This is a genomic window from Amycolatopsis sp. NPDC104775 (genome assembly GCF_055583325.1).
In genome coordinates this window covers 106,636-128,161 of sequence record NZ_JBVJOE010000004.1, presented here as the reverse complement: position 1 = coordinate 128,161, position 21,526 = coordinate 106,636, and the positions used below count along the sequence as shown (strand labels likewise).

The following is a 21,526-nucleotide window of genomic DNA, read 5'->3' as shown; positions in this document are numbered from 1 at the left end:
GATAAACATCGCCCCCTCCTCGCTCGCCGTAGAAGACGGGGCCCATCTGGCCCGGCTCGCCCGCCGGGGCGAGCCGAGCCGCGCGAATCAAGCGTTCGCGGCGTGGCTGCGCGCGCACGCCCGCGACCCTGGGCACCTTCCGGAAGCCGTCACGAACGACTCCTGGCCGGAAATGCGCTGGGACCGCTGGGTCGGCCGTTCGCCGGGTCCGGAGTGGGCGACGACGGTGCTCGACACGTCCGCGCTCGGCCCGGAGGAGGTCGGCGAGGCGGTCGCGAAGTGGTGCCTCCGCGCCGTGGCAGGCGAGGCTCCGGTCTTCCGCGCCGGATGGTTCGCCCGTTGAAGGTCCGTGAGGGGAACCTGACGGCCCGCACCGCGACCATGGCCAGCGCATCAGCACGGAGAACAGCCGACCCCGTTCTCGTCCAGATGCGCGCTGACCAGGAACTCTCCGGCCTTCCCGGCGAGCGAGCGCACGTTCTCCAAGCCCCGCTCCGGCGACGGCTCCGACCAGGCTGGCCACCACGTCCGGCGCGGTCAGCGAGATCCCGCCAGTGATGCCCATGACCAGGTTGTGCCGATGGCACCCCACCTGGGTGAAAAATACGAGGGCTCGCAGGATCCCGCCCATGACGAGAGCGTCAGTCGTCACAGCCTTCTCTGGCCGAAACGCCCGCGTTCCCGAAGCTCGGGCGGGGACCTCGCCGAATCGTCCAGCCATCGGCCGATTCGGGGTGGACGTGACGTACACCCGCGATCCCGGAACCGGCGCGCTTCGCCGGTACACTGTGGAGCGTCAACGGCCGAAGACGGCTGGGCACAACCAAAAGCCGTGGAGCCGAACGAACGATGATTCCCGCCTTGCTGGTCCTTTCGACCGCGGTCCTCATGCGCGCGCTCGCGGCCAAACAGCTCGACCGGTGGAACATCGCCGCGCCGGTGCTGATGGTGCTGTGCGGCGTCGCGACCGCGCTGTTCGCGAATCCGGGAAAACTGCTCGAGGTCTTCGACACCGAAGTCGCGCAGCACGTCGCCGAGCTCATTCTCGCGATGCTGCTTTTCGTCGACGCCACCGAAGTCCGCGGCGGACGGCTGTGGGGACACGCGCCGAGCCTCGTCGCGCGGGTGCTGTTCCTGGCGCTGCCGCTGAGCCTCGGGCTGGCCATGCTGGCCGGCTGGATGTTCTTCCCGGATTTGTCGTGGCCGTTGCTGCTGATCGTCGCGTGCATCGTCATCCCGAGCGATTTCGCCGCCGCCGAACGCGTGGTGCGCGACAAAACCCTGACCCCGCAAGTGCGCAGCGTGCTGAACGTCGAAAGCGGCTACAACGACGGATTGGTCTCGCCGCTGTTCCTGTTCGCGCTCATCCTGGCGCGCACCGACAACACCGCGAACACCGCCGCGAAAGCGCTTGCCACCGCGTTGCCGTTCGCGCTCAAAGCAATCGTCGTGGGCGCGCTCGTAGGAACGGTCATCGGTTTCCTGCTCTTCCTCGCTGTCCGCTCCGGCTGGACTTCCGGGCAGGGACGGCGCATCGCCATCCTCACGACTCCCCTGCTGACCTACGCGGCCACCGTCGCGATCGACGGCAACGGATTCGTCGCCTGTTTCGTCTCCGGAATCGCCTTCCGCTACGTTTACCGCGCCTTCGCCGCGCGGCACCTGCGCACCTCGGTCAGCTCCGCCCGGGAGCACTTCGCCCGGCCGTCCGAGGACCTGCAGCTGCTCGAAGAGGTCACCGGAATCCTGACCATGGCGATGTGGTTCGTCGTCGGCGCGGCCACGGTGGTCGTCGCGTCCTTCGGCGTGCAGTGGCAGCCGATCGTGTTCTGCCTGCTCGCGCTGACCGTCCTGCGGATCGTCCCGGTAGTGGTGTCGCTCGCGCGGACCCGGATGCCGCTGCGGGACCGGCTCCTCGTCGGCGCGCTCGGCCCGCGCGGCACGACGTCGATCGTGTTCGGGCTGCTGGCGATCAACGGCCTGTCCGGCGTGGACAGCGACCTCGTGCTGACCCTGACGGTGGTCTGTGTCCTCGGCAGCGTGGTCCTGCACGGGCTAGGGTCGACGCCGCTGATCTCCCGGCTGATGTCCCTGCGGGCGCACCGTCAGTCCCGGTAACACCTACGTACGGTAACTGCCGCACAGCTGGCGAATCCCTAATCATCGCCAGGTTTCGCGCGTTCGATTTCACCCCTGTGGGTGGTCCACTGTGTCCAATATGGACACGTGGCGGCGCGGCCTCGGCGGCCGGAGCGACCGGCGGACTCGCGTTCACCGGCGTCAACGTGCTGTGGGTGCTACTGGCGGGATTCGCGTTCCTGGCAGCGAAAACCGCTTTGCTGCGGATTCTGCCGAGGACACGCAAGCAGCACCTCTGACCGCGCTACTCTGGGCACTTCCGAGGAGGCGCGCATGCCGAACGAGATCGGGCTTCGCCCGGCGACGGCCGCGGACAGCGATTTCTGTTTCCGCGTGCACCGGGCCGCGTTGGGCGAGTATGTCGCCGCGATCTGGGGCTGGGACGACGAAATCCAGCGCGGCTACCACGACCGTGCCTTCACCCCCGGCGCCTGGCAGGTGATCACCGTCGACGGAGCGGACGCGGGCCTGCTCGTGGTCGAGCACCGGAAGGCTGAGGTCTACCTCGGCCGGATCGAGCTGGACCCGCGCTGCCAAGGGCGCGGGATCGGCGGGCGGCTGCTCCGGTGGCTGATCGGCGTCGCGGCGGAGCGTGGGCAGCCTCTCGTGCTCGAAGTCCTCGCGGTCAACACCCGGGCCCGCGCGTTCTACCTGCGGCACGGTTTCCGCGAAACCGGCAGGCGCGGACGGAAAATCCTCCTGGCCCGAGACCCGGACCAGGAGGATTGACCGAACCGCCGCCCTCAGCCCGCGTCCGTCACCGTCCCCGTGACGTCGACGTCCGGCCCGGATTCCTTCGGATCCCCCGACACGTGCAGCAGAACGTGTTTCGCCGGATCCGCCCCCGCATGCCGCAGGGTCGGGATCGTCAGCTCGCCGCTCGTCTGCCCCGCCGGAATCTGGGCCACCACTGTCAACCGGGTTTCCGACAACGGCCGCACCTTCTCCGGATCGACGCCGTGCTCGATCAGCCACTTCGGATCCACATCCGACGTCATCAGTTCCGGCCCCGTCTTCGGAGCCTTCACCTCGCCCAGCACCATGACGTCCGCATCGGCCACAGTGGACAGTTTGACCGGCCACGCCAGCGCACTGCCCTCGACCGCGGACACCTCCGGCTGGCTCACGCTCGCCTTCGGCGCCGGGTCGTCGTTCTCCACGTTCAGCGAGCCCAGCGGCGCCCCGATCACCGTGCCGCGGGTGGCCTTCGCCGCGGCCAGCATCCGGTACGGCCAGCTCCACCGGGTGTTCCCGACGACCGTCGCGGGCAGGTCGAGCGTGTGCTGCCCCGGCGCGAGCGTGACCGCCTGATACGTCCACTTCACCGACTGCGGCGAGACCGTCTCCGCCCGGAAGATCCGCACCGAGCCGCCGCCGTCCCCCGTCACCGTGACCGGGATCTGGTACGTCCGGGAACCGGAATCGCCTTCCTTGACCGTCAGCGAACCGAGGTCGATCCGGGTCAGCGGGGCCGGAGCCGGGTCCGGGAGACCGGGCCGCCAGGCATACGCGTCCAGCAGCCACGCCTCCGCGCCCGCCGCCCGCGGGGTCAGTTCCAGGCTGGTCATCTCCAGCCGCGGCGGCAGCGGAACCCGGACTTCCTGGCCCCAGAACGATTTCGTCCGTTCGGTCCCGGCCAGCCCGGCCACCGTCACCGTGCCCAGTTTCGTGCGCTCGCCCCGGGAATCGGCGACCGCGACGTCGAACGATTCGGCCGGAACGTTCTCCGGCACGATGATCCGCATTGCCAGCGCCCGCGCTCCGGCGGAAGAAACCGGGCCGGGCAACGGGATGTTCGCCGAGACCCCGGCCGTCGCCGAGCGCACGTGCACCGCGGTGCGCGTCGGATCGGGAGCGTCGGCAAGCCCCACGAAATGCGGAGACTTGGAGGCGCCGGGGTTATCCAGGCACCGCCGGTCCGGCCCGACCTGCTGGCAGACGTCGCCGCTTCCGGTCACCTTCGTCGACGAATCCGGGACCAGCACCGGAGTCCGCGCGCCGCCGAGAGCGTGCGACAACACGTGCGCCGGATCGGCCGACGGCGCACGCACGCCGGAACCGTCCAGCAGCGGTTGCACTCGCAGATCGTGCTTCTGGAACAGCTGCGCCGCCGCGGCGACGTAAGTCGCGCCGACCGCTCGCTGCTGCGCGTCCGTCAGCCGCGCGGGCACTCCGGGCGAGCAGTTCGGATCCGGTTGCGGGGAAGAGAAATCGTCCTGCGCCGGGGCCACCGCGACACCGGGCGTCCATTCGGCATTGAAGTAGTTGTGGTTCGCGCCCGAGACGTACAGCGCGCTGTGCAAGGCGGTGCCCCGGCTGACGCCGCGCGCCCCGTCGATGTATTGCTGCCCTTGGAGATCCGAAACGTCACCGTCACATGAGGGCAGCAAGGTGACCGACGGGACGTCCGGCGCCGGGTTGAATCCGAACACGGTCGGCGCGATGAGAACGTCGCCGCGGATCTTCCACCGGACCGGGCCGGAGAACCCGGTGTCGCCCGGCGGTGGAGTGAGGCTGTCCATGGCCGCGCGGTTGACGCCCTCGCCGCCGCGGGAATGCCCGACCAGCAAGACATTCGACAGATCCGCGGCCGGTGCGTCGCGGACGATCTGCGGAGCGCTCGCCCGGGCGCTGCCGGACCAGTCCGCCCAGTGCGCGAGGTGCAGCCGAACCAGCGACGAGCGCGCCTGCGCGCCGCCGTCTTCCGCGGCGTGGTCGAGCGCGTTGATCGCGTTGGCCGAAATGGATACCGTCACGAATCCCTGCGACGCCAGCAATTCCTGGGTCTGCACGTAGCCGCGATAACTCGGGATCGGCAGCATTCCGGGCGCACATGGCCACGCTGGCGAGTAGTCATGGGGATCCGCCCGGTTGTAGCAAGGCTGGTGACGGCCGTGCAGGAATACCACGAGCGGCCGGTTCCCCGGCGCGTGCCGGGGCGCTACCACCAGACCCTGCATCTCGATCGGCCCGCCCAGCCCCGGCAGCCGCACGGAATCGAGCGAATACTCGCCCTTGACCGTCGGGAACTGCCCCGGCTTACCGGGATCCACGGCATTAGCGGGCAGCTCGGGCAGCGGCACCGGGCTCTGCTGATTCGCCGTCGCCTTCGGCGCTTCGGTGAGCGAACGGCCGCCGACGCGCGCCTCCAGCCCGCGCAGATCGCGAATCCCGCCAGCTGGCAGCGAGAACGTCCGCAGGTCCGCCCGCGGCTGGGCGCGGCCGAGCAGCTTGCCGTCCGCCCAGAATTCCACCGCACCGTCGCCGAACAGCGGTTTCGGCGCGGTCCAGACCAGCTGGCCGTCGGCGACGCGCCATTCCGGCGACGCAGCCGGACCCGCGGCCGGACTCGCCGCCGCGGGCTGAGCCAGCGTGACCGCCAGAACGGCCGCCGCCGCGATGGGGACAAATTTGCGCAGAAGGACCTTCACTGGTTGCTCCCTCCCCGGTGATCTTTCCTTTCTACCGGGAAAGCAGCCCGCCGTGCCAGGACGATCTCGCCGAACGCCGCTCCTGCTGGAAAATCGAGATCTCCGACCGGCAGATCCCGATCAGCTCGACCAGCACCGCTCCGGCGAGCTTCGCGGTGTCGACGATTTTCTGCACCGAAGCAGCGTGGAAACCGTCCTCTTCGAACAGCTTGAGCGCGGCTCCGACCAGCGTCCGCCATTTCGGGTCCGCTACGATACGGCGGGGCCCACCACTTAGCAAACCGGAGGTCACGCCATGCCCGGCCAGCAACGAGCGGACGCGCGCCGCAACTACGCGCGGATCCTCGAAGCAGCCGAGGACGAGGTCGCCGCGCACGGGGCGAACGCCTCGCTGGAACAGATCGCGCGCATCGCCGGGGTCGGCTCCGCGACCGTGCGACGGCATTTCCCCACCCGGCACGCACTGCTGGAAGCGGTTTCGCACGAACGCATCGCCTTGCTGGCCGCACGCGCCCAAGCGCTGGCCGGGGAATCCGACAGCCGCCGCGCGCTTCTGGAATGGCTGGACGACGTGGTCAGCTATTGCGTGACCGCACGCGGCCTCGCGGCTGCCCTGGCTTACGACACGCCCGATCCGGCGCACGGAAACTCCTGCTCGGCGACTTTGGAGGAATCCGCGGCGCCACTGCTGGCGCGAGCCGCCCGCGACGGGGCCGTCTCGCCAGAGGTGACGATCGCCGACCTGATCGCGTTGATCGTCGGCATCACCCTGACCACCGAACGCCACCCCGACCCGGCCGCCGAGGCGAGCCGCCTGTTCCGGATCGCAGTGGCGGGAATCAGCCCGGACGCCTCGTGAGCGCGTAGGCCGGTTCTAGCCGGTTTGACCATTCACGAAACTCCGCACCCCGGCGAGCAGCAACTCCAGTCCGAACGCGAACCGCTCGCCGAAAGCGAGCATCGACTCCATCGGTCCCGCCTCCAGGTGCGGGTACTTCCGCGCCCCCAGGACCCCCATCAGCACCTCGACCTCGTCTCCGGACGCGCCCTGTTCCTCGAGCGCCTCCCCGAGCACGTAGCAGAACACCGCGCTCGCCGCCCAGATCGCCTGCTTCCGCGGCAACCCGGAGTCCAGCAGGCAGCCGAGCAGAGTGTCCACAAAGGTCAGATTGCTGCGCTTGGCCGCGTAGTTGCCGCCGACGATCCGCGCGCCGTCCCGATGCGCGAGCAGCGCCGTGCGCAAGCGGGAAGCCAAGCACCGCAAGCGGTTCTCCCAGTCGCCGTCCTCGGCGGGCAGCTCCGAGACCGCGCCGGCGAGGATCGCCTCGGCCATTTCGTCGATCAGCGCGTCCTTGCCGTCGAACAGCCGGTAGATCGCGGGCAGGTGCAGGCCCATCCGGTCGGCCAATTGCCGCATGGTGAGCGCCTCCAGCCCGCCCGCGTCGACCAGGTCCAGCGCCTCGGCCACCGCCCGCTCGGCGCGCGACGCCGCGATTCCCGCCCGTTTCGTCTCGGTTGACATGTTAACGATGTTACCAATACCCTTGCCGAGACGGCAAGTAACAACGTTAACAAAGGAGGCAAGACCATGACCTCGAATGCCGTGACCGCCGGTCCGTTGAACGTCTTCGTCCGCCAGCTGCGCTGGGAAGCCGACGGCGTCGTCTCGCTGGACCTCGCGGCCACCACCGGGAAACCGCTGCCGAGCTGGGAGCCGGGCGCGCACATCGACCTCGTGCTGCCCAACGGAGTCGAACGGCAGTACTCGCTCTGCGGTCCGCCCGGCCAGCGCTCGTACTACCGGATCGGCGTCCGCCGGGAACGCGCGAGCCGCGGCGGTTCGGAATACGTGCACGCGTTTCTCCGCCCGGGCCAGCGTGTCGCGATCAAAGGACCACGGAACAATTTCGGCTTCCGCCCGGCCAAGTCGTACGTCTTCGTGGCGGGCGGCATCGGCATCACGCCGATCCTGCCGATGATCCGCACCGCACAGACCCAGGGTGCCGAGTGGCAACTGTACTTCGGCGGCCACACCAGCGCGTCGATGCCGTTCCTGGAAGAACTTCGCGGCTACGGCGAAAGAGTGCGCTGCCACCCGTCGGACACCGTCGGCCGGATTCCGTTGAAAGAACTGGAAAAGCCGGTCGAAGCGGGCGCGAAGGTCTATGCCTGCGGCCCAGCCTCCCTGCTGTCCGATTTGGACAGCGCAGCGGAGAACTGGCCCGCCGAAGCACTGCGCCTGGAGCGCTTCAAGGCTCCGCAGGCTGCCCCGGCGGAAAACCAGCCGATCGAAGTCGAATGCGCGGCCTCGAAGAAAACCGTGCCCGTCGCCGCCGACGAAAGCATTGTCAGCGCCCTCGAAAAGGCGGGAATCCGGCCGGTCACCTCGTGCCGTTCCGGCATCTGCGGCTCCTGCGAGACCAAGGTGCTCGACGGCGTGCCCGACCATCGCGACGGCATCCTCTCCCCGAGCGAACAAGAAGCAGGCGACCGGATGTTCGTCTGCGTGTCCCGCGCCCGCACCCCGCGCCTCGTCCTCGACCTGTGACGGAGGAATCATGACCACCGCGGCAGACTCCTACTCCCCGATCGGCATGGCGCGCATCCGGGAGATCATCGGGTTCCCGAGCCAGTTCATCGCCGAGAAAAAGGAACCCCGGCTCGGCGAATTCGCCATGCGGTTCATCGCGCACAGCCCGTTCTTCTGCCTCGCCACCTCGGGCGCGGACGGCCTGATGGACGTCGCCCCGAAAGGCGACCCGCCCGGTTCGGTGCGGATCCTCGACCCGTGGACGCTCGCCATCCCCGACCGCCCGGGCAACAAACTCGCCGACACCTTCGAAAACCTCGCCGCCAACCCGTCGATCGGGCTCGTCTTCTTGGTGCCCGGCCTGCGCGAGGTGATGCGAGTCAACGGCGACGCCTTCGTCACCGACGACCCGGAACTGCTGGACATGCTCAGCGCGGACGGCAAACCCGCCGTGCTCGCGACGATCGTCCGCGTGCGCGAGGTGTTCGGGCAATGCGGAAAAGCCGTCATCCGAGCGAAACTGTGGGAGGGCGACCCCCGAGGCCTCGCCGAAGCGGCAACCCTCGGCGGCGATTTCTACACGCTCTCCATCGCCGAACAGGCGCAGAAGATGAACGACAACCTAGGCGACCTCGTAAGCGGCGCTCTTTACGACATCGTCGACGACAACTACCGGACTGAGCTGTTCTAAATCTCCGTTGCTCCCACCACGAAGCCCTGCCTAGGATCCGATCCGTGCGCTCCCGACCGTCCTTCATCACCGACGACACCATCACCCGTGCGCTCGCCGAGCATTGGCAGCCGGTGTCCGAGATCGCTTATCTGCCTTGGGGTTTCGGCGCACACCACTGGCGCGCCGATTCCCTTTTCGTCACCCTGGACCAGCTAGAACCCCGGCACACCGCGGAATCGCTGGAAAGCACCTACGCGAGCGCCGCCGAACTGGCCGCCGCCGGGCTCGCCTTCGTCTGCGCACCACTGCCCACCCGGTCCGGACGCTTCACTGTCGACACCGGCGTCGGCGCACTCAGCGTCACCCCCATGCTGGACGGCCGCAGCCCCACGGAAGACGAGGTCGACAAACCGGCAATTCTCGCCGCACTCGACGCCCTGCACCGCACCCCGCCACCCGCCGGACTGCGCCACTGGTCACCGCAGGTCGGCCCCGGCTTCGCCGACGAACTGCGGGCCCGCGCTGCCGAGCCCTGGACGTCCGGCCCGCTAGCCGAAGAAGCCCGCACCGCCCTGGCCTCCCGCGGCGACGCGATCACCCGGTGGAACAACCGCTACCGGGAACTGGCCGCCCTCGCCGCCTCCCGTCGCGATTCCTGGGTCCCGACCCACGGCGAACCCCACAACGACAACCAGGTCACCACCCCGGACGGCCTGCGCCTGGTCGACTGGGAATCCCTCGCCGTCGCCCCACGCGAACGCGATTACGCCGACGTGCCCGAGGCCGCGGGACTGGATCCGGAAATGGTCGAACTGTTCGCCCTCGACTGGAGACTGTCGGAACTGCGCGAGTATGCGGACTGGTTTTCCGCTCCGCACACCGGAACCGAGGACGACGTCATCGCACTGGAAGGGCTCCACGGAGAATTGGCAGCCCAGGTCATCTGACGCGAGTGACGACATCCGGTTGCCGAAATCCCCGGGCATCGACCCAGTGCTCGCCGTCGAGGTGCCCGGTAGCGGCCAGTCGGTCAAGCTGGCGAGGCGAACAGAACCTGCGGCTGTCGGCAGACCCGAGTATCTCTCCGGTATCCGCGAACAGATAGATCTGCGCCGGTCGCGGCGAACGCGAGACTGGGGGGCTCGTCCGGCAGCGTGAACAACTGGTTGTGCACCTCGTCGCCGCGCAAAGTCCGGCCGTCCAGATGCACCCCGACAGTCAAGAGAACACACCGCACGGCAGGAATCCGAAGCGCGCAAGCATGCCAGCGCAACGGCTAAGTATCCAGCAATTCCGGCACAAAAATCTCCTCGACCTTCATCAACCGCCGAGACAGCCCCTGCTCGAAGTGCCACCGCAAGAACGCCTCCACCGACAGCCGGTTCTTCTCAATCCCGTACGGCCACCAATCCTCCCCGAACAACCGGCGGTTCTCGTCATACAACGCGCTGAACCACGGAACCATCCCAGCATCGCCCATGTGATTGAAAACGCGACCCCGCCGATAATCCGCCATCGCGACGTTCTTCGCGTCGACAAATCCCCGATACAGTCGCTCCGCCAGCCCCGGATGCTCCGCCAGCACATCCCGTCGCACCACCACCGTATGCATGATCGGCCGAATCCCGGTCCGCCGGTAGTAATCCCGCTCCACGTTCACGTAATCCGGGAACAACTGCGCCGCCTCAGGTGAATCCTCCCGGATCCCGCGCGGCGGGTCCGCGGAAACAAACGCGTCGATCTCCCCGGACTCCAGCATCGGGCCGAGCGCTTTCCCCGCCGGAGCCTGCCGCACCTCCACCTCCGCGGGATGCAGCCGCGGAACGAAATCGAACCATTCCATCGGCCAGTCGAATCCGCCGATCACCCACCGGCTTTGCTCCGGCCGCACCCCGTATTCGTCGGACAGAATTCCTTTCGCCACCACGCCCGCGTCGTGCCCGTAGGTCGCGAACTCGCCGATCGTCTTGCCGATCAGATCCCGCGGCTCCCGGATCCCGCCGCGGGCGTTGACGTAGATCGCCGAATGCCGGAACTGCCGGTTGGGGAACACCGGCAGCGCGATGAACGGCGGGTCCGGCAGGTCCAAGGTGCGCAGGTAGAACGTGAGCCCCAGCTCGCCGACAGCGAACTCTTCGCCCCGCACCATCCGCTCGAACAGGTCCGAGACGATGTCGGCGGTGTGCAGGGTCGCGTCGACGCCGTCGAAGCGGACCCGGCCGTCGAAGAGCGGGCGCGTGTGGTCGTAGCGGTACAGGCCGATGTCCAGGTCAGTCATCAAATGCCCCTCTCTGCCTTCCTCGATACTAAACGCGTTTACTATCGATGGGCAACCGCTACGATGCCTCCCCGTGGACAAGGACGCGCTCGCCGACCTCTTCGCCACCGCCTCGCTCGGCGCCCCCGAGAACGCGGTGGGCTTCGTCATGTGGCGCGTCGTGCACCGCTACGTCCGCGAGGTCGACCAGGCCCTCGCCCCGCTCGATCTGACGCATCTCCAGTTCCAGACGCTCGCGCTCGCCGGCTGGCTGAACCGCACCGGCGGCCCGGTGACCCAGTCCGGCCTCGCGGCCTCCGGCGACATCCACCCGATGCAGGTGTCGCAGATCCTGAAAACGCTGGAGCGCAAGGGATTCGTCTCCCGCGCGCGCAGTTCCGAGGACGTCCGCGCAAAACGCGTCGACGTCACCGACTCCGGCGGAGCCGCCTTGCGCGCCGCGCTGCCGCTCGTGATCGAGGTGCAGCACCGGATTTTCGGCGACGAGGGACTGCCGGGCGGGAGTCTGCTGAACACCTTGCTGCGCTTGGACAACGGCTGACTGAGCATTCACTGCTACGTCTCGGGGAGGGACGATGCCAGGAGCTTTCACCGATCAAAAAGCCAGAGACCGCTACTTCGCCGCGTACGCGAAGGTCCTGCGGAAGTGGCCGGTCCCGGCCGAGGAACTGGACCTCGCGACGAAGTTCGGGCCCACCCGCGTCCGGCGCAGCGGCCCGGAGCACGGCACCCCGATCGTGTTGCTGCACGGGATCATGGGCTCGTCCCTGTCCTGGTACCCGCACCTCGCCGGACTCGCCGCCCGCCATCCGGTCTACGCCGTCGATTCGATCGGCGAGCCCGGCCACTCGATCGAGACCATTCCCGCAAGCACCGGCGACGACCTCGCCGAATGGCTCTCCGAAGTTCTCGCCGCCCTCAGCCACGGGAAGATGTTCCTGGCCGGGGTGTCACGCGGCGGTTTCCTGGCGTTGAACCTCGCGATCCGGTCTTCCGACCGGATCGCGGGCGTCATCGGCCTGGAACCGGCCGGATTCGCGGAGATCAGCGTCGCGAAGTTCATCCTGTGGAGCGGCAAGGAGGTCTTTCCCTGGCTGCTGCCCGCCGCGATTCAACGCCGGATCGTCGCCGGTGATCCGGCCGTGCGGCAAACCTTGCGGCCGCTGCTGTTCGCCAGCTTCGGATTCAAGGCGCAGCTACCGCCGCAGCACGTCTTCACCGACGACGAACTGCGCGCGATCGAAGTCCCCGTGCGGCTCGTCCTCGGTGAACGCAGCCACGTCCACCGCGCCCGAGAGGTCGCCACCCGCGTCGCGGCGCTGAATCCCCGGATCAGCACGGAAATCGTACCGAGAACCACTCACGCGTTAACGCTTCAGCAACCCGACCTGGTCACCGCACGCGTGCTCGACTTCGTGGAAGCGACCTCGCGCTGACGTCAGACCTGGCGCGCGGTCGCCATCGCCCGCTCGGTCTCCCAGAACGCGCGCATCGAAACGACCAGCCCGTCCTCGTTGACCCGGTACACGAACACCCCGTCGGTGTCGACGCGGTAGCCGCCGGGGAGATATGTCGTGATGGTGCCGACGTTCGCGACCTCCGAACCCGCCGCGTGCGAATCGCGGATCACGAACTCGAACCGCTCGACGTTCCCGATCGTCTTGTCCCAGAAAGCGGAAAGGCCGTCGCGGCCGTGGTGGCCCTTGCCCTCCTCGTCGAACATCGACGGGCCGACCGGGTCCTCGACGACCGCGTCCGGGGCGAACAGCGCGAGCCAGCCGTCCTTGTCCCCCGCGGTCGCCGCCGTCATCGACTTGAACGCCGCTTCCCGCGCCGGCGGCTGCTTCGCCGCGGGGTCCCAGCAGACCTCGACTCCCATGTCACTCCTCGATTTTCGCGATGATCTCGTCGCCGAACCTGCGGATCGCGTCGACCTTCGGGCCCAGGTCCGCGTCGAAGCCGAGCCCCTCGAACACCCACGGCATGGTGATCGCGTCGGTGACGCCCGCCTCGGCCTGCTCGCGGAACCCGTCGAGCCCGAACCGGTCGACGCACACCGCCTGGAATTCGAACGGGTCGCCTTCGCGCCCGCGCTCGGCGAGCAGGCCCTTGAGCTTGCCGATGGTCTCGCGCAGCTGCTCGAGCGTCATCATCGCGGAGGACCAGCCGTCCGCGACGCGCGCGGCCCGGCGCAGCGCGACGTCGGTGTGGCCGCCGATGTAGAACGGCACGCGCGACGGCGGCGCCGGGCTCATCTTGAGCTTGCCGAAGTCGAAGAACTCGCCGTGGAACTCGACCATGTCGCCGCTGAGGATCAGCCGCAGCACCTCGATCGCCTCGTCGAAGCGTTTGCCGCGGCGCGCATACGGTGCCCCGCACCATTCGAATTCCTCCGGCGACCAGCCGATCCCCAGCCCGAGGCCGAAGCGCCCGCCGGTCAGCGCGGCGACCGAGTTGACCTGCCGGGCGAGCAGCACCGGATTGCGCGAGCCCAGTTTCAGCACCGAGGTGTAGAACTGGATCCGCTCGGTCACCGCGCCCATCGAAGCAGTCGCGACCAGCGGATCGGCCCAGGGCGTGTTCTCGTCCCAGAACCGGCTGCCGTCGGGGGTGTAGGGATAGTCGGCGGAGACCTTCTCGGAGTAGAAGAGCGAATCGGGCAGCACGATCGAGGAGAACCCGGCCTCCTCGGCGGCGCGGGCCAGGCCGCTCAGCTGGTCGAGCGGGCTCAGCGCGATCGACAAGGAGAACTTCATGCCGCGGACTATAACGTGTTCTAGTTTTGTCGGCCACCGCCCGATCGGCGGCGCCGCCGGGAACTCTCCGCGCACGGTCCGCGTTGTCCGTTTCAGGGACGGCTGCCCGGCCGTCGCGTCAGATCGAGACACGGAGTGACCCATGGGCACCGCGATCCTCCTGATCGTGCTGGTCGTCGTCATCGTCGGAGGCGGGTTGTACCTGGCCAGAAAGCAGGCCGCGACCAGGCAGAGCCAGCTCGACGACGCGAAGGCCGACGCGCGCCGCCTCGTCGAGCGCCTTGGCGGCCAGGTCCTCAACATCACCGGCACCGACACCGCCTCCCAGCAGGCGATGGCCGACGCGAGCGAGCGCTACAACGCCGCCGGTTCGCAGCTGGAGCAGGCCAAGACGGTCGAACAGGCCCGGCTGGTGAAGGAAACCGCCATCGAAGGCCTGTACTACGTGCGCGCCGCGCGCGTAGCGATGGGCATGGACCCCGGCCCGGCCCTGCCGGACGAGGCCGAACGCGAACGCGCGGGCAAGGTCACCGAACACCGCGAGGTGGACGTCGAGGGCCAGCACTACGCGGCGTCGCCCGACCCCGGCCAGGACACGCCGTACTACTACCCCGGCGGCCGCGTCGCGGGCCGCCCGGTGCCGCAGGGCTGGTACAGCGAGCCGTGGTGGAAGCCCGCGCTCGTGGCGGGAGCCTGGGGCCTCGGTTCGATGTTCCTGTTCAGCGCCATGTTCTCCGGCATGAGCGGCATCGCCAGCGCGTCGGCCTGGGAATCGGGCTACGACGCGGGCCAGGCGGACGCACTGGACGCCGGCGGCATGGACGGCGGAGCGGACGGCTTCGACGGCGGTGGCTTTGACGGCGGCGGATTCGACGGAAGCCAGGACTTCGGCGGAGGTTTCGACGGGGGCGGCTTCGACGGTGGTGGGTTCGACGGCGGAGGCTTCGACTTCTGACCGGTGAACGACGAAGGCCCCGCGGCAGGTGTGCCGCGGGGCCTTCGTCGTTCCCGCAGGAGGAAACTGACCGGATGGCCAGCAGAGAACGGAAGAATCCGGCGAACCCGCACCGGAGCGCGGTCGAAGCCGTGGCGGCCTATCTCGCCGACGAGGACGCGGATCTCTACAACCTCACCGACGCCGCCGTCCGCCAGGACGCGCTGCTAGCGGTGCTGAACCTGGTCGCACTGGCCGCGGCGGCGGTCACCGCCCTCGCCGAGGCGACCGGCCGCACACCGCAGGAGGCCCTGCGCTCGATCGACCGTTGACGAACAACTCAGCGGGAAGCACCACGGGAGCCGCTCTCAAGCCGCCGAACTCAAGCAGGCTGGCAGGTCGGACACCAATAAAGATTTCGCGCCGCCAATTCCTTCTGTGCCACCGGCGTCCCGCAGATCAGGCACGGCATCCCCGCCCGCCGGTACACGTAAACCTCGCCGCCGTGCCGGTCCTCGCGCGGCGCTCGTCCCATCGCCGCGGGCAAATGCTCCGGCGCGACAGTGTCGATCCGCCCGACGCGGACCCCGGCGCGCATCAGCGTCACCAGATCCGCCCACATGGCGTCCCACAGCGCGCGATCCAGCGCCCGCCCCGGGAGCATCGGCGAAACCCCGTGCCGGAACAGCACTTCCGCGCGATATACGTTCCCGACCCCGGCCAGCACCGCCTGATCCATCAGCAATGCGGCGATCGTCGTGCGAGAACGCGAAATCCGTTCCCACGCACGCTCGGGCTTCGCGTCCCGGCGCAGCGGGTCCGGGCCCAGCCGCGCCTTGATCGCGTCGACCTGCGCCGGGTCCAGCAATTCGCACCGGGTCGGGCCGCGCAGATCCGTCCAGTGGGTGCGGCCGACCAGCCGCATCCGCACCTGGCCGACCGGCTCGGTCTCCGGCAGCGATGCTTCGCCGAACGTGCCGTACAGACCTAAGTGGACATGGACTGTCCCCAAAGGACCGTAGTGATGAAACAGGTGTTTCCCGTACGCCTCAGCGGAAACGAGCACCTGCCCGTCGAGTTTCTCCGCCTCCGCGGCGAACCGGCCCTGCGGGCTGCTGAGGCCGACCGGTCCGCCGGCGTAGCGGCGTTGGTGAAGACGGGCGAGCCGATGGAGCGTGTGCCCCTCGGGCATCAGGCCTCCGGCAGGGCGGGCGGGGTGCCGGTGCGCTCGTAGTCGAGCAGCTGCTGCACGCGCCGCGTGTGGCGCTCGGCCGGGTCCACCGGCGTGGCCAGGAACGCCTCGACGATCTCGGTCGCCTGCTCCTGCGTGTGCATCCGGGCGCCGACGCCCAGCACCTGGGCGTGGTTGTGCTGGCGGGTCAGCTGCGCGGTTTCGACGCTCCAGCCGAGCCCGGCGCGGATGCCCGGCACCTTGTTCGCGGCGATCTGCTCGCCGTTGCCGGACCCGCCGATGACGATGCCCAGGCTGCCCTCGTCGGCAGCCACGCGGCGCGCGGTTTCGACGCAGAACGCCGGGTAGTCGTCGGCCGCGTCGTAGACGAACGGACCGATGTCGGTCACCTCGTGCCCCTGTTCGCCGAGGTGGCGGACAAGGTGGTTCTTCAGCTCGAAACCGGCATGGTCGGATCCCAAGTAGACACGCACAGCGGGAGTGTGCCATCTCGCCGCCGACCCGGCATGCTCCGGGGGTGGACAGCGCGGCGCAGCACGGCTCGGACGTCCGGCTCGAATGGGGCGGCGAAGGCGTCGGGATCCTCGGCCGGGACTGCGCCGTGCTGATCGTCGTGGACGTGCTTTCCTTCTGCACCACAACGGATCTCGTCACGAGCCGGGGCGGCCGGGTGCTGCCGGTGCGGTGGCGGGACGAACGCGGGATCGCCGAGGCGCGCGGGGCCGGAGCGGTCATGGCGGGCGAAGGGGAATGGTCGCTCCGGCCGTCTTCTGTGACGGAGATCCCGTCCGGCCCGCTGCTCGCCCTCCCGTCCCCCAATGGAGCGACGCTTTGCGCGGCCGCGGCGAAAACCGGCGCGCACGTCCTGGCCGGATGCCTGCGGAATGCGTCGGCGACCGCGGCGAAAGCCAGGGAAATCGCCGGAGAACGGCCGATCGGCGTGATTCCCGCCGGAGAGCGCTGGGGCGTCGACATGTTCGGCGGCACCGAATTCGGCCCGTTGCGGCCGTGTGTCGAGGACCAGCTGGGCGCGGGCGCGATCGTCAGCGCGCTGACCGGCTCGCGGTCCGCCGAAGCGGCGCTCGCGGCGGCTGCCTACGCGGCCACCGACGTCGCGGCCGCGCTGCGCGACTGCGCTTCCGGCCGGGAACTCGCCGCCGCTGGCCACGAAAACGACGTGATCCTCGCCGCGCAGCAGGACGTCAGCGCTAGCGTGGCGAGGCTGTCGCACGGAATCCTGGAGGGGCAATGAGCTGGACCGAGGTGGCCGACGGGGTTTACGCCCGCCGGTACGACGAACTGGACCTCACGACCGGCCTGGTGCTCGGCCAGGAGAAATGCCTGGTGATCGACACGCGTGGCGACATCGACCAGGGTGCCGAATTCGCCGCCGCGATCCGCGAGCTGACCGAGCTGCCGTGGTCGGTCGTCTACACGCACGCGCATTTCGACCACGCCTTCGGCACGACGCCGTTCCTGCCGTGCGACGTGTGGGCCCACCCCGGCTGCTTGCAAGCCATGCTGAAGAACGGCGAAGCCGACAAGCGAACCTGGGCGGCCCACTACCGCGAAGAGGGCAAGCCGGAAATCGCCGACGCCATCGAGCGCACCGGGCTCATGCCGCCGGACCGCCTCGTGTCCGACCGCGCCGAACTCGACCTCGGCGGCCGTACCGTCGCGCTCGTGCACCCCGGTCTCGCGCACACCGACCACGATCTCCTGGTGCACGTGCCCGACGTCGACGTCGTCTTCGCCGGAGACGTCGTGGAACACGGCCCGCACGGCTTCACCGCGTACTCGTTCGGTCCCGACGACCAGCTCGACGCGTGGGCCGCCGCGATGGACGCGCTGCTCGCACTCGAACCGCGCGTCGTCGTACCCGGGCACGGCGACCCGGTGGATGAAACCTTCGTGCGCACGCATCGCGACGGCCTGCTGCGCCTGCACGAACTGAAAACCGCCAAAACCCCGCTCGGCGAAGCACTGAAAACCTCGCCCTACCCCGAAGACGTCACCAGGGCAGCGCTGGGGTGCTGATCCCAGCCGGAACCGGGACCAGCACCCGCGAGCGGGTCAGTCGAAGTTCAGCTCGCCGGTCCGGGTGCGCTTGAGCTCGAAGAAGTCCGGGTAGCTCGCCAGCGCGACCGCCCCGTCGAACACCTTCAGCGCGTCCTCGCCCCGCGGGATCGACGACAGCACCGGGCCGAAGAACGCGGTCCCGTTGACGTGGATGGTCGGCGTGCCGACGTCCATGCCGACCGGGTCCATGCCCTCGTGGTGGCTCTTGCGCAGCGCTTCGTCGTACTCGGCCGATTCGCCGGCCTCGGCGAGCTCGGCCGGGGCGCCGATCGCGGCCAGCGCCTCCTTGATGACGATCTTGCGGTCCTCGTTGTGCTGGTTGTGGTAGCGGGTGCCGAACTCGGTGTAGAAGTTCCGCACCGCTTCCTGGCCCTGCGTCTGCGCCAGCGCGGTGGCGACGCGGACCGGCGCCCAGCCCTCGCTCAGCAGCGCCTTGTACCGCTCGGGCAGGTCTTCGCGGCCTTCGTTCAGCACCGACAGGCTCATCACCCGGAAGGTCAGGTCCAGCTCGCGGTGCTTCTCCACTTCCAGGATCCACCGCGACGAGATCCACGCGAACGGGCAGATCGGGTCGAAGTAGAAGTCCACCTTCGTGGGCTGGGACGAGTCAGTCATTTTCACGGGCTCCTCGGCGAGGCTGCTCCCCGGCGCTCGCCGAGGGCGGGGCGAACCCCCGCATGCGGGGCAACGCGGCGGCCCCTCCGCATTGTTCCCTGGTCGCCGCTCCCGGGCGCGTCATGATTGGATGCTGAACGTCGTGCCCACCGGAACCGAAGACCAGAGGTGCCCGTGCCCGCCCCCAACCTGACGCGTGACGAAGCCAAGCAGCGCTCCGGCCTGCTGGACGTGTCGTCCTACGACATCGAGCTGGACCTCACCGACGGCAGCGGCCGTCCCGGGGAGAAGACCTTCCGCTCCACCACCACGGTGCGGTTCTCCAGCAGCCGTCCCGGCGAAGCGTCGTGGATCGACCTCGTCGCCGAAGGCGTCCGCTCCGCCGTGCTGAACGGCGCCGAGCTCGACGTCAGCGGCTACGCCGAGGAAAAGGGCATCGCGCTGCCCGGCCTTGCCGCGGACAACGAGCTCGTCGTCACCGCGGACTGCCGCTACATGAACACCGGCGAGGGCCTGCACCGCTTCGTCGACCCGGTCGACGACGGCGTGTACCTCTACACCCAGTTCGAGACCGCCGACGCGAAGCGCATGTTCGCCTGCTTCGACCAGCCGGACCTCAAGTCCGTCTACCGGCTCGCGGTGCACGCCCCGCGCGACTGGAAGGTCGTGTCCAACGCGCTCGTCGAAAGCGCCGAGGACACCGAGGACGGCGCGCGCCGCACGCGGTTCGCCGAATCCGAGCGGATTTCCACCTACCTGGTGGCGCTGGTCGCCGGCCCGTACGCGGAATGGACCGACGAGTTCCGCGACGAGCACCGCACCATCCCGCTCGGCATCTACTGCCGCGCGTCGCTCGCCGAGCACATGGACGCCGAGCGGCTGTTCGTCGAAACCAAGCAGGGTTTCGCCTTCTACCACGAGAAATTCGGCACCCCGTACCCGTTCTCCAAGTACGACCAGCTGTTCGTGCCGGAGTTCAACGCGGGCGCGATGGAGAACGCCGGCGCGGTCACCTTCCTCGAGGACTACGTCTTCCGCAGCCGCGTCACCCGCTACGCCTACGAGCGGCGCGCCGAAACGCTGCTGCACGAGATGGCGCACATGTGGTTCGGCGACCTGGTCACCATGCGCTGGTGGGACGACCTGTGGCTGAACGAGTCGTTCGCGACCTTCGCGAGCGTGTTCGCCCAGGCCGAGGCGACCGAGTACAAGAACGCCTGGACCAGCTTCGCGAACATCGAGAAGTCCTGGGCCTACCGCCAGGACCAGCTGCCCTCGACGCACCCGATCGCGGCCGACATCGTCGACCTGCACGCGGTCGAGGTCAACTTCGACGGCATCACCTACGCCAAGGGCGCGAGCGTCCTCAAGCAGCTGGTGTCCTACGTCGGCATCGACCACTTCCTCGACGGCCTCAAGGTCTACTTCGGCAAGCACGCCTGGGGCAACGCCACGCTGGCCGACCTGCTGGCGGCGCTGGAGGAAGCGTCCGGCCGCGATCTGTCGTGGTGGAGCGCGGAATGGCTGGAGACCACCGGCCTCAACTCGCTCAGCCCGCGCTACGAGATCGCCCCCGACGGCACCTTCGCGTCGTTCGCCGTCGTGCAGACCGGCGCGAAGCCGGGCGCCGGCGAACTGCGCACGCACCGCGTCGCGGTCGGCGTGTACGACGAGGACGGCGACGGCAAGATCGTGCGCACCCGCCGCGTCGAACTGGACGTGACCGGCGAGCGCACCGAGGTGCCGGACCTGGTCGGCCAGGCCGCGGGCAAGCTCGTGCTGGTCAACGACGACGACCTGACCTACTGCCGGATGCGGCTGGACCCGGCGTCGCTGACCACGCTGATCGACCGGATCGGCGACATCACCGACTCGCTGCCGCGCACGCTGTGCTGGTCGGCCGCGTGGGAGATGACGCGCGAGGCCGAGTTGAAGGCCCGCGATTTCGTCACCTTGGTGGCGCGCGGGATCCATGCCGAGAGCGAGGTCGGCGTGGTGCAGCGGCTGCTGCTGCAGGCGCAGACCGCGCTGAACTCTTACGCCGACCAGAAGTGGGCGGCCGCCGAGGGATGGCCCGCGTTCAGCGGGCGGCTGCTGGAGCTGGCGCAGACCGCCGAGGCCGGGTCGGACCACCAGCTGGCGTTCGTGAACTCGCTCGCCGGGGGCGTTCTTGATGAGAAGACGCTGACGGTGATCGCCGGGTGGCTTGACGGGTCGGCGCCGTTGCCGGGGCTGACCGTGGACACGGATCTGCGGTGGCGGTTGTTGCAGGCGTTGGTGGCGCATGGGAAGGCTGGCGCGGACGAGATCAACGCTGAGCAGGCGCGGGACGACACCGCCGCGGGGCGGCGGCATGCTGAGCGGTCTCGGGCGTTGCAGCCGACTGCTGAGGCCAAGGCGGATACTTGGCAGCGGGCTATTTACGACGACGAGATTCCCAACGCGGTCAGCGATGCGTTGATTTCCGGGTTCTCGCACCCGGGGCAGAAGCATTTGCTCGGGGAGTATGTCGAGCGGTATTTCGAGGTGATCGACGACGTGTGGGCTCGGCGGTCCAGCGAGCGGGCGCAGCCTACGGCTATCGGGTTGTATCCGTCTTGGGCGGTTGAGGCTGAGACGGTGAACGCTTCGGACGAGTGGCTTGCTGGGGAGCATCCGGCGGCGTTGCGGCGGTTGGTTTCGGAGGGGCGCGCGGGGATCGTCCGGGCGTTGGCTGCTCGGGATTTCGATAGTCAGGGGTGAGGTGGTTCTGATTCGGCTCGTCGCCTGGCGGCGACATTGCGCCTCGGGGGGTGAGTGGGCACCCCGAAGCCCAGTGTGCTGACGGTTCGGGGGGGGGGGGGGGGGGGGGGAAGAAGGGGCCTGGAACCCCCCCCCAACCCCCAAAAAAGAAAAAAAG

At 68.9% G+C, this 21,526-nt stretch carries 23 protein-coding genes; 14 read left to right on the top strand and 9 right to left on the bottom strand.

Features of this window, described 5'->3' with window-relative positions; translation table 11 throughout:
- The 3 genes from ACZ63D_RS19190 to ACZ63D_RS19180 all read left to right on the top strand — a co-directional run.
- Window positions 1-343, top strand: a 343-nt coding sequence (locus ACZ63D_RS19190) for a hypothetical protein (RefSeq protein ID WP_465355663.1), incomplete at its 5' end; no start/stop codon positions are given.
- A 506-nt stretch (window positions 344-849) separates the two neighbouring features.
- Window positions 850-2,118 (top strand): cation:proton antiporter domain-containing protein, encoded by a 1,269-nt coding sequence (locus tag ACZ63D_RS19185; RefSeq protein WP_465355662.1) that lies wholly within the window; start codon window positions 850-852, stop codon window positions 2,116-2,118.
- 294 nt (window positions 2,119-2,412) lie between these two features.
- Complete coding sequence (locus tag ACZ63D_RS19180) at window positions 2,413-2,868, top strand: GNAT family N-acetyltransferase (RefSeq protein WP_465355661.1); 456 nt, start codon at window positions 2,413-2,415, stop codon at window positions 2,866-2,868.
- Window positions 2,869-2,882: 14 nt separating this feature from the next.
- Here the strand turns inward: ACZ63D_RS19180 and ACZ63D_RS19175 are convergent, their stop codons facing one another.
- A complete protein-coding gene (locus tag ACZ63D_RS19175) occupies window positions 2,883-5,570 on the bottom strand; it encodes an alpha/beta hydrolase (protein WP_465355660.1) in 2,688 nt (895 codons plus the stop codon).
- Window positions 5,571-5,601: 31 nt separating this feature from the next.
- Window positions 5,602-5,745 carry a hypothetical protein gene (locus ACZ63D_RS19170; RefSeq protein ID WP_465355659.1) on the bottom strand — a complete coding sequence of 48 codons (144 nt, stop codon included), beginning with the start codon at window positions 5,743-5,745 and terminating at the stop codon, window positions 5,602-5,604.
- Window positions 5,746-5,865: 120 nt separating this feature from the next.
- Here ACZ63D_RS19170 and ACZ63D_RS19165 point away from each other — a divergent pair, with 120 nt between their 5' ends.
- On the top strand, window positions 5,866-6,429 hold the full coding sequence (locus ACZ63D_RS19165; RefSeq protein ID WP_465355658.1) for a TetR/AcrR family transcriptional regulator: 564 nt from the start codon (window positions 5,866-5,868) through the stop codon (window positions 6,427-6,429).
- Between the two features lie 15 nt (window positions 6,430-6,444).
- On the opposite strand, the gene ACZ63D_RS19160 is transcribed toward ACZ63D_RS19165, so the two are convergent.
- Window positions 6,445-7,092 (bottom strand): TetR/AcrR family transcriptional regulator C-terminal domain-containing protein, encoded by a 648-nt coding sequence (locus ACZ63D_RS19160; protein ID WP_465355657.1) that lies wholly within the window; start codon window positions 7,090-7,092, stop codon window positions 6,445-6,447.
- 66 nt (window positions 7,093-7,158) lie between these two features.
- Between ACZ63D_RS19160 and ACZ63D_RS19155 the strand changes: the two genes are divergently transcribed.
- The 3 genes from ACZ63D_RS19155 to ACZ63D_RS19145 are packed head-to-tail and all read left to right on the top strand — an operon-like array spanning window position 7,159 to window position 9,720.
- Window positions 7,159-8,118, top strand: a complete 960-nt coding sequence (locus ACZ63D_RS19155) for a PDR/VanB family oxidoreductase (RefSeq protein WP_465355656.1) — start codon at window positions 7,159-7,161, stop codon at window positions 8,116-8,118.
- A 10-nt stretch (window positions 8,119-8,128) separates the two neighbouring features.
- The gene (locus ACZ63D_RS19150; RefSeq protein ID WP_465355655.1) at window positions 8,129-8,791 is read left to right on the top strand and encodes an MSMEG_1061 family FMN-dependent PPOX-type flavoprotein; all 663 of its coding nucleotides are present in this window, start codon (window positions 8,129-8,131) and stop codon (window positions 8,789-8,791) included.
- A gap of 44 nt (window positions 8,792-8,835) precedes the next feature.
- A complete protein-coding gene (locus ACZ63D_RS19145) occupies window positions 8,836-9,720 on the top strand; it encodes a phosphotransferase family protein (RefSeq protein WP_465355654.1) in 885 nt (294 codons plus the stop codon).
- A gap of 329 nt (window positions 9,721-10,049) precedes the next feature.
- On the opposite strand, the gene ACZ63D_RS19140 is transcribed toward ACZ63D_RS19145, so the two are convergent.
- Complete coding sequence (locus ACZ63D_RS19140; RefSeq protein WP_465355653.1) at window positions 10,050-11,051, bottom strand: substrate-binding domain-containing protein; 1,002 nt, start codon at window positions 11,049-11,051, stop codon at window positions 10,050-10,052.
- 73 nt (window positions 11,052-11,124) lie between these two features.
- Between ACZ63D_RS19140 and ACZ63D_RS19135 the strand changes: the two genes are divergently transcribed.
- Both ACZ63D_RS19135 and ACZ63D_RS19130 read left to right on the top strand, forming a co-directional pair.
- Entirely contained in the window at window positions 11,125-11,592 is a 468-nt protein-coding gene (locus ACZ63D_RS19135; protein ID WP_465355652.1) for a MarR family winged helix-turn-helix transcriptional regulator, read from the top strand.
- A 34-nt stretch (window positions 11,593-11,626) separates the two neighbouring features.
- Complete coding sequence (locus ACZ63D_RS19130) at window positions 11,627-12,487, top strand: alpha/beta fold hydrolase (protein ID WP_465355651.1); 861 nt, start codon at window positions 11,627-11,629, stop codon at window positions 12,485-12,487.
- A gap of 2 nt (window positions 12,488-12,489) precedes the next feature.
- On the opposite strand, the gene ACZ63D_RS19125 is transcribed toward ACZ63D_RS19130, so the two are convergent.
- Together ACZ63D_RS19125 and ACZ63D_RS19120 are read right to left on the bottom strand one after the other, a co-directional pair.
- Complete coding sequence (locus tag ACZ63D_RS19125) at window positions 12,490-12,930, bottom strand: nuclear transport factor 2 family protein (RefSeq protein WP_465355650.1); 441 nt, start codon at window positions 12,928-12,930, stop codon at window positions 12,490-12,492.
- 1 nt (window position 12,931) lies between these two features.
- Window positions 12,932-13,807 (bottom strand): TIGR03619 family F420-dependent LLM class oxidoreductase, encoded by an 876-nt coding sequence (locus ACZ63D_RS19120; RefSeq protein ID WP_465355649.1) that lies wholly within the window; start codon window positions 13,805-13,807, stop codon window positions 12,932-12,934.
- Window positions 13,808-13,949: 142 nt separating this feature from the next.
- Here ACZ63D_RS19120 and ACZ63D_RS19115 point away from each other — a divergent pair, with 142 nt between their 5' ends.
- Window positions 13,950-14,762, top strand: a complete 813-nt coding sequence (locus tag ACZ63D_RS19115) for a hypothetical protein (RefSeq protein ID WP_465355648.1) — start codon at window positions 13,950-13,952, stop codon at window positions 14,760-14,762.
- Between the two features lie 74 nt (window positions 14,763-14,836).
- Window positions 14,837-15,073, top strand: coding sequence for a hypothetical protein (locus ACZ63D_RS19110; RefSeq protein ID WP_465355647.1), 237 nt, complete (start codon window positions 14,837-14,839; stop codon window positions 15,071-15,073).
- A gap of 50 nt (window positions 15,074-15,123) precedes the next feature.
- On the opposite strand, the gene ACZ63D_RS19105 is transcribed toward ACZ63D_RS19110, so the two are convergent.
- Complete coding sequence (locus tag ACZ63D_RS19105) at window positions 15,124-15,933, bottom strand: Fpg/Nei family DNA glycosylase (protein WP_465355646.1); 810 nt, start codon at window positions 15,931-15,933, stop codon at window positions 15,124-15,126.
- On the bottom strand, window positions 15,933-16,406 hold the full coding sequence (locus ACZ63D_RS19100; RefSeq protein ID WP_465355645.1) for a ribose-5-phosphate isomerase: 474 nt from the start codon (window positions 16,404-16,406) through the stop codon (window positions 15,933-15,935). The genes ACZ63D_RS19105 and ACZ63D_RS19100 overlap by 1 nt, the downstream gene beginning before the upstream one ends.
- Window positions 16,407-16,450: 44 nt before the next feature.
- Between ACZ63D_RS19100 and ACZ63D_RS19095 the strand changes: the two genes are divergently transcribed.
- Window positions 16,451-17,185 (top strand): 2-phosphosulfolactate phosphatase, encoded by a 735-nt coding sequence (locus ACZ63D_RS19095; RefSeq protein ID WP_465355644.1) that lies wholly within the window; start codon window positions 16,451-16,453, stop codon window positions 17,183-17,185.
- A complete protein-coding gene (locus tag ACZ63D_RS19090) occupies window positions 17,182-17,970 on the top strand; it encodes an MBL fold metallo-hydrolase (RefSeq protein ID WP_465355643.1) in 789 nt (262 codons plus the stop codon). Before ACZ63D_RS19095 ends, ACZ63D_RS19090 begins: the two co-directional genes overlap by 4 nt.
- A gap of 36 nt (window positions 17,971-18,006) precedes the next feature.
- Here the strand turns inward: ACZ63D_RS19090 and ACZ63D_RS19085 are convergent, their stop codons facing one another.
- Complete coding sequence (locus tag ACZ63D_RS19085) at window positions 18,007-18,627, bottom strand: mycothiol-dependent nitroreductase Rv2466c family protein (RefSeq protein ID WP_465355642.1); 621 nt, start codon at window positions 18,625-18,627, stop codon at window positions 18,007-18,009.
- 174 nt (window positions 18,628-18,801) lie between these two features.
- Here ACZ63D_RS19085 and pepN point away from each other — a divergent pair, with 174 nt between their 5' ends.
- Window positions 18,802-21,369: an aminopeptidase N gene (pepN, locus tag ACZ63D_RS19080; RefSeq protein WP_465355641.1), complete on the top strand. Its 2,568-nt coding sequence runs from the start codon at window positions 18,802-18,804 to the stop codon at window positions 21,367-21,369.
- The last annotated feature ends 157 nt before the right edge of the window (window positions 21,370-21,526 follow it).

Excerpts from the sequence above, each read along its gene's own strand:
- ACZ63D_RS19120 (WP_465355649.1), bottom strand. The coding sequence starts at position 13,807 with ATGAAGTTCTCCTTGTCGATCGCGCTGAGCCCGCTCGACCAGCTGAGC.
- ACZ63D_RS19165 (WP_465355658.1), top strand. The coding sequence starts at position 5,866 with ATGCCCGGCCAGCAACGAGCGGACGCGCGCCGCAACTACGCGCGGATC.
- ACZ63D_RS19150 (WP_465355655.1), top strand. The coding sequence starts at position 8,129 with ATGACCACCGCGGCAGACTCCTACTCCCCGATCGGCATGGCGCGCATC.
- ACZ63D_RS19155 (WP_465355656.1), top strand. The coding sequence starts at position 7,159 with ATGACCTCGAATGCCGTGACCGCCGGTCCGTTGAACGTCTTCGTCCGC.
- ACZ63D_RS19160 (WP_465355657.1), bottom strand. The coding sequence starts at position 7,092 with ATGTCAACCGAGACGAAACGGGCGGGAATCGCGGCGTCGCGCGCCGAG.
- ACZ63D_RS19105 (WP_465355646.1), bottom strand. The coding sequence starts at position 15,933 with ATGCCCGAGGGGCACACGCTCCATCGGCTCGCCCGTCTTCACCAACGC.
- ACZ63D_RS19110 (WP_465355647.1), top strand. The coding sequence starts at position 14,837 with ATGGCCAGCAGAGAACGGAAGAATCCGGCGAACCCGCACCGGAGCGCG.
- ACZ63D_RS19140 (WP_465355653.1), bottom strand. The coding sequence starts at position 11,051 with ATGACTGACCTGGACATCGGCCTGTACCGCTACGACCACACGCGCCCG.
- ACZ63D_RS19085 (WP_465355642.1), bottom strand. The coding sequence starts at position 18,627 with ATGACTGACTCGTCCCAGCCCACGAAGGTGGACTTCTACTTCGACCCG.
- ACZ63D_RS19125 (WP_465355650.1), bottom strand. The coding sequence starts at position 12,930 with ATGGGAGTCGAGGTCTGCTGGGACCCCGCGGCGAAGCAGCCGCCGGCG.
- ACZ63D_RS19115 (WP_465355648.1), top strand. The coding sequence starts at position 13,950 with ATGGGCACCGCGATCCTCCTGATCGTGCTGGTCGTCGTCATCGTCGGA.
- ACZ63D_RS19130 (WP_465355651.1), top strand. The coding sequence starts at position 11,627 with ATGCCAGGAGCTTTCACCGATCAAAAAGCCAGAGACCGCTACTTCGCC.
- ACZ63D_RS19090 (WP_465355643.1), top strand. The coding sequence starts at position 17,182 with ATGAGCTGGACCGAGGTGGCCGACGGGGTTTACGCCCGCCGGTACGAC.
- ACZ63D_RS19185 (WP_465355662.1), top strand. The coding sequence starts at position 850 with ATGATTCCCGCCTTGCTGGTCCTTTCGACCGCGGTCCTCATGCGCGCG.
- ACZ63D_RS19180 (WP_465355661.1), top strand. The coding sequence starts at position 2,413 with ATGCCGAACGAGATCGGGCTTCGCCCGGCGACGGCCGCGGACAGCGAT.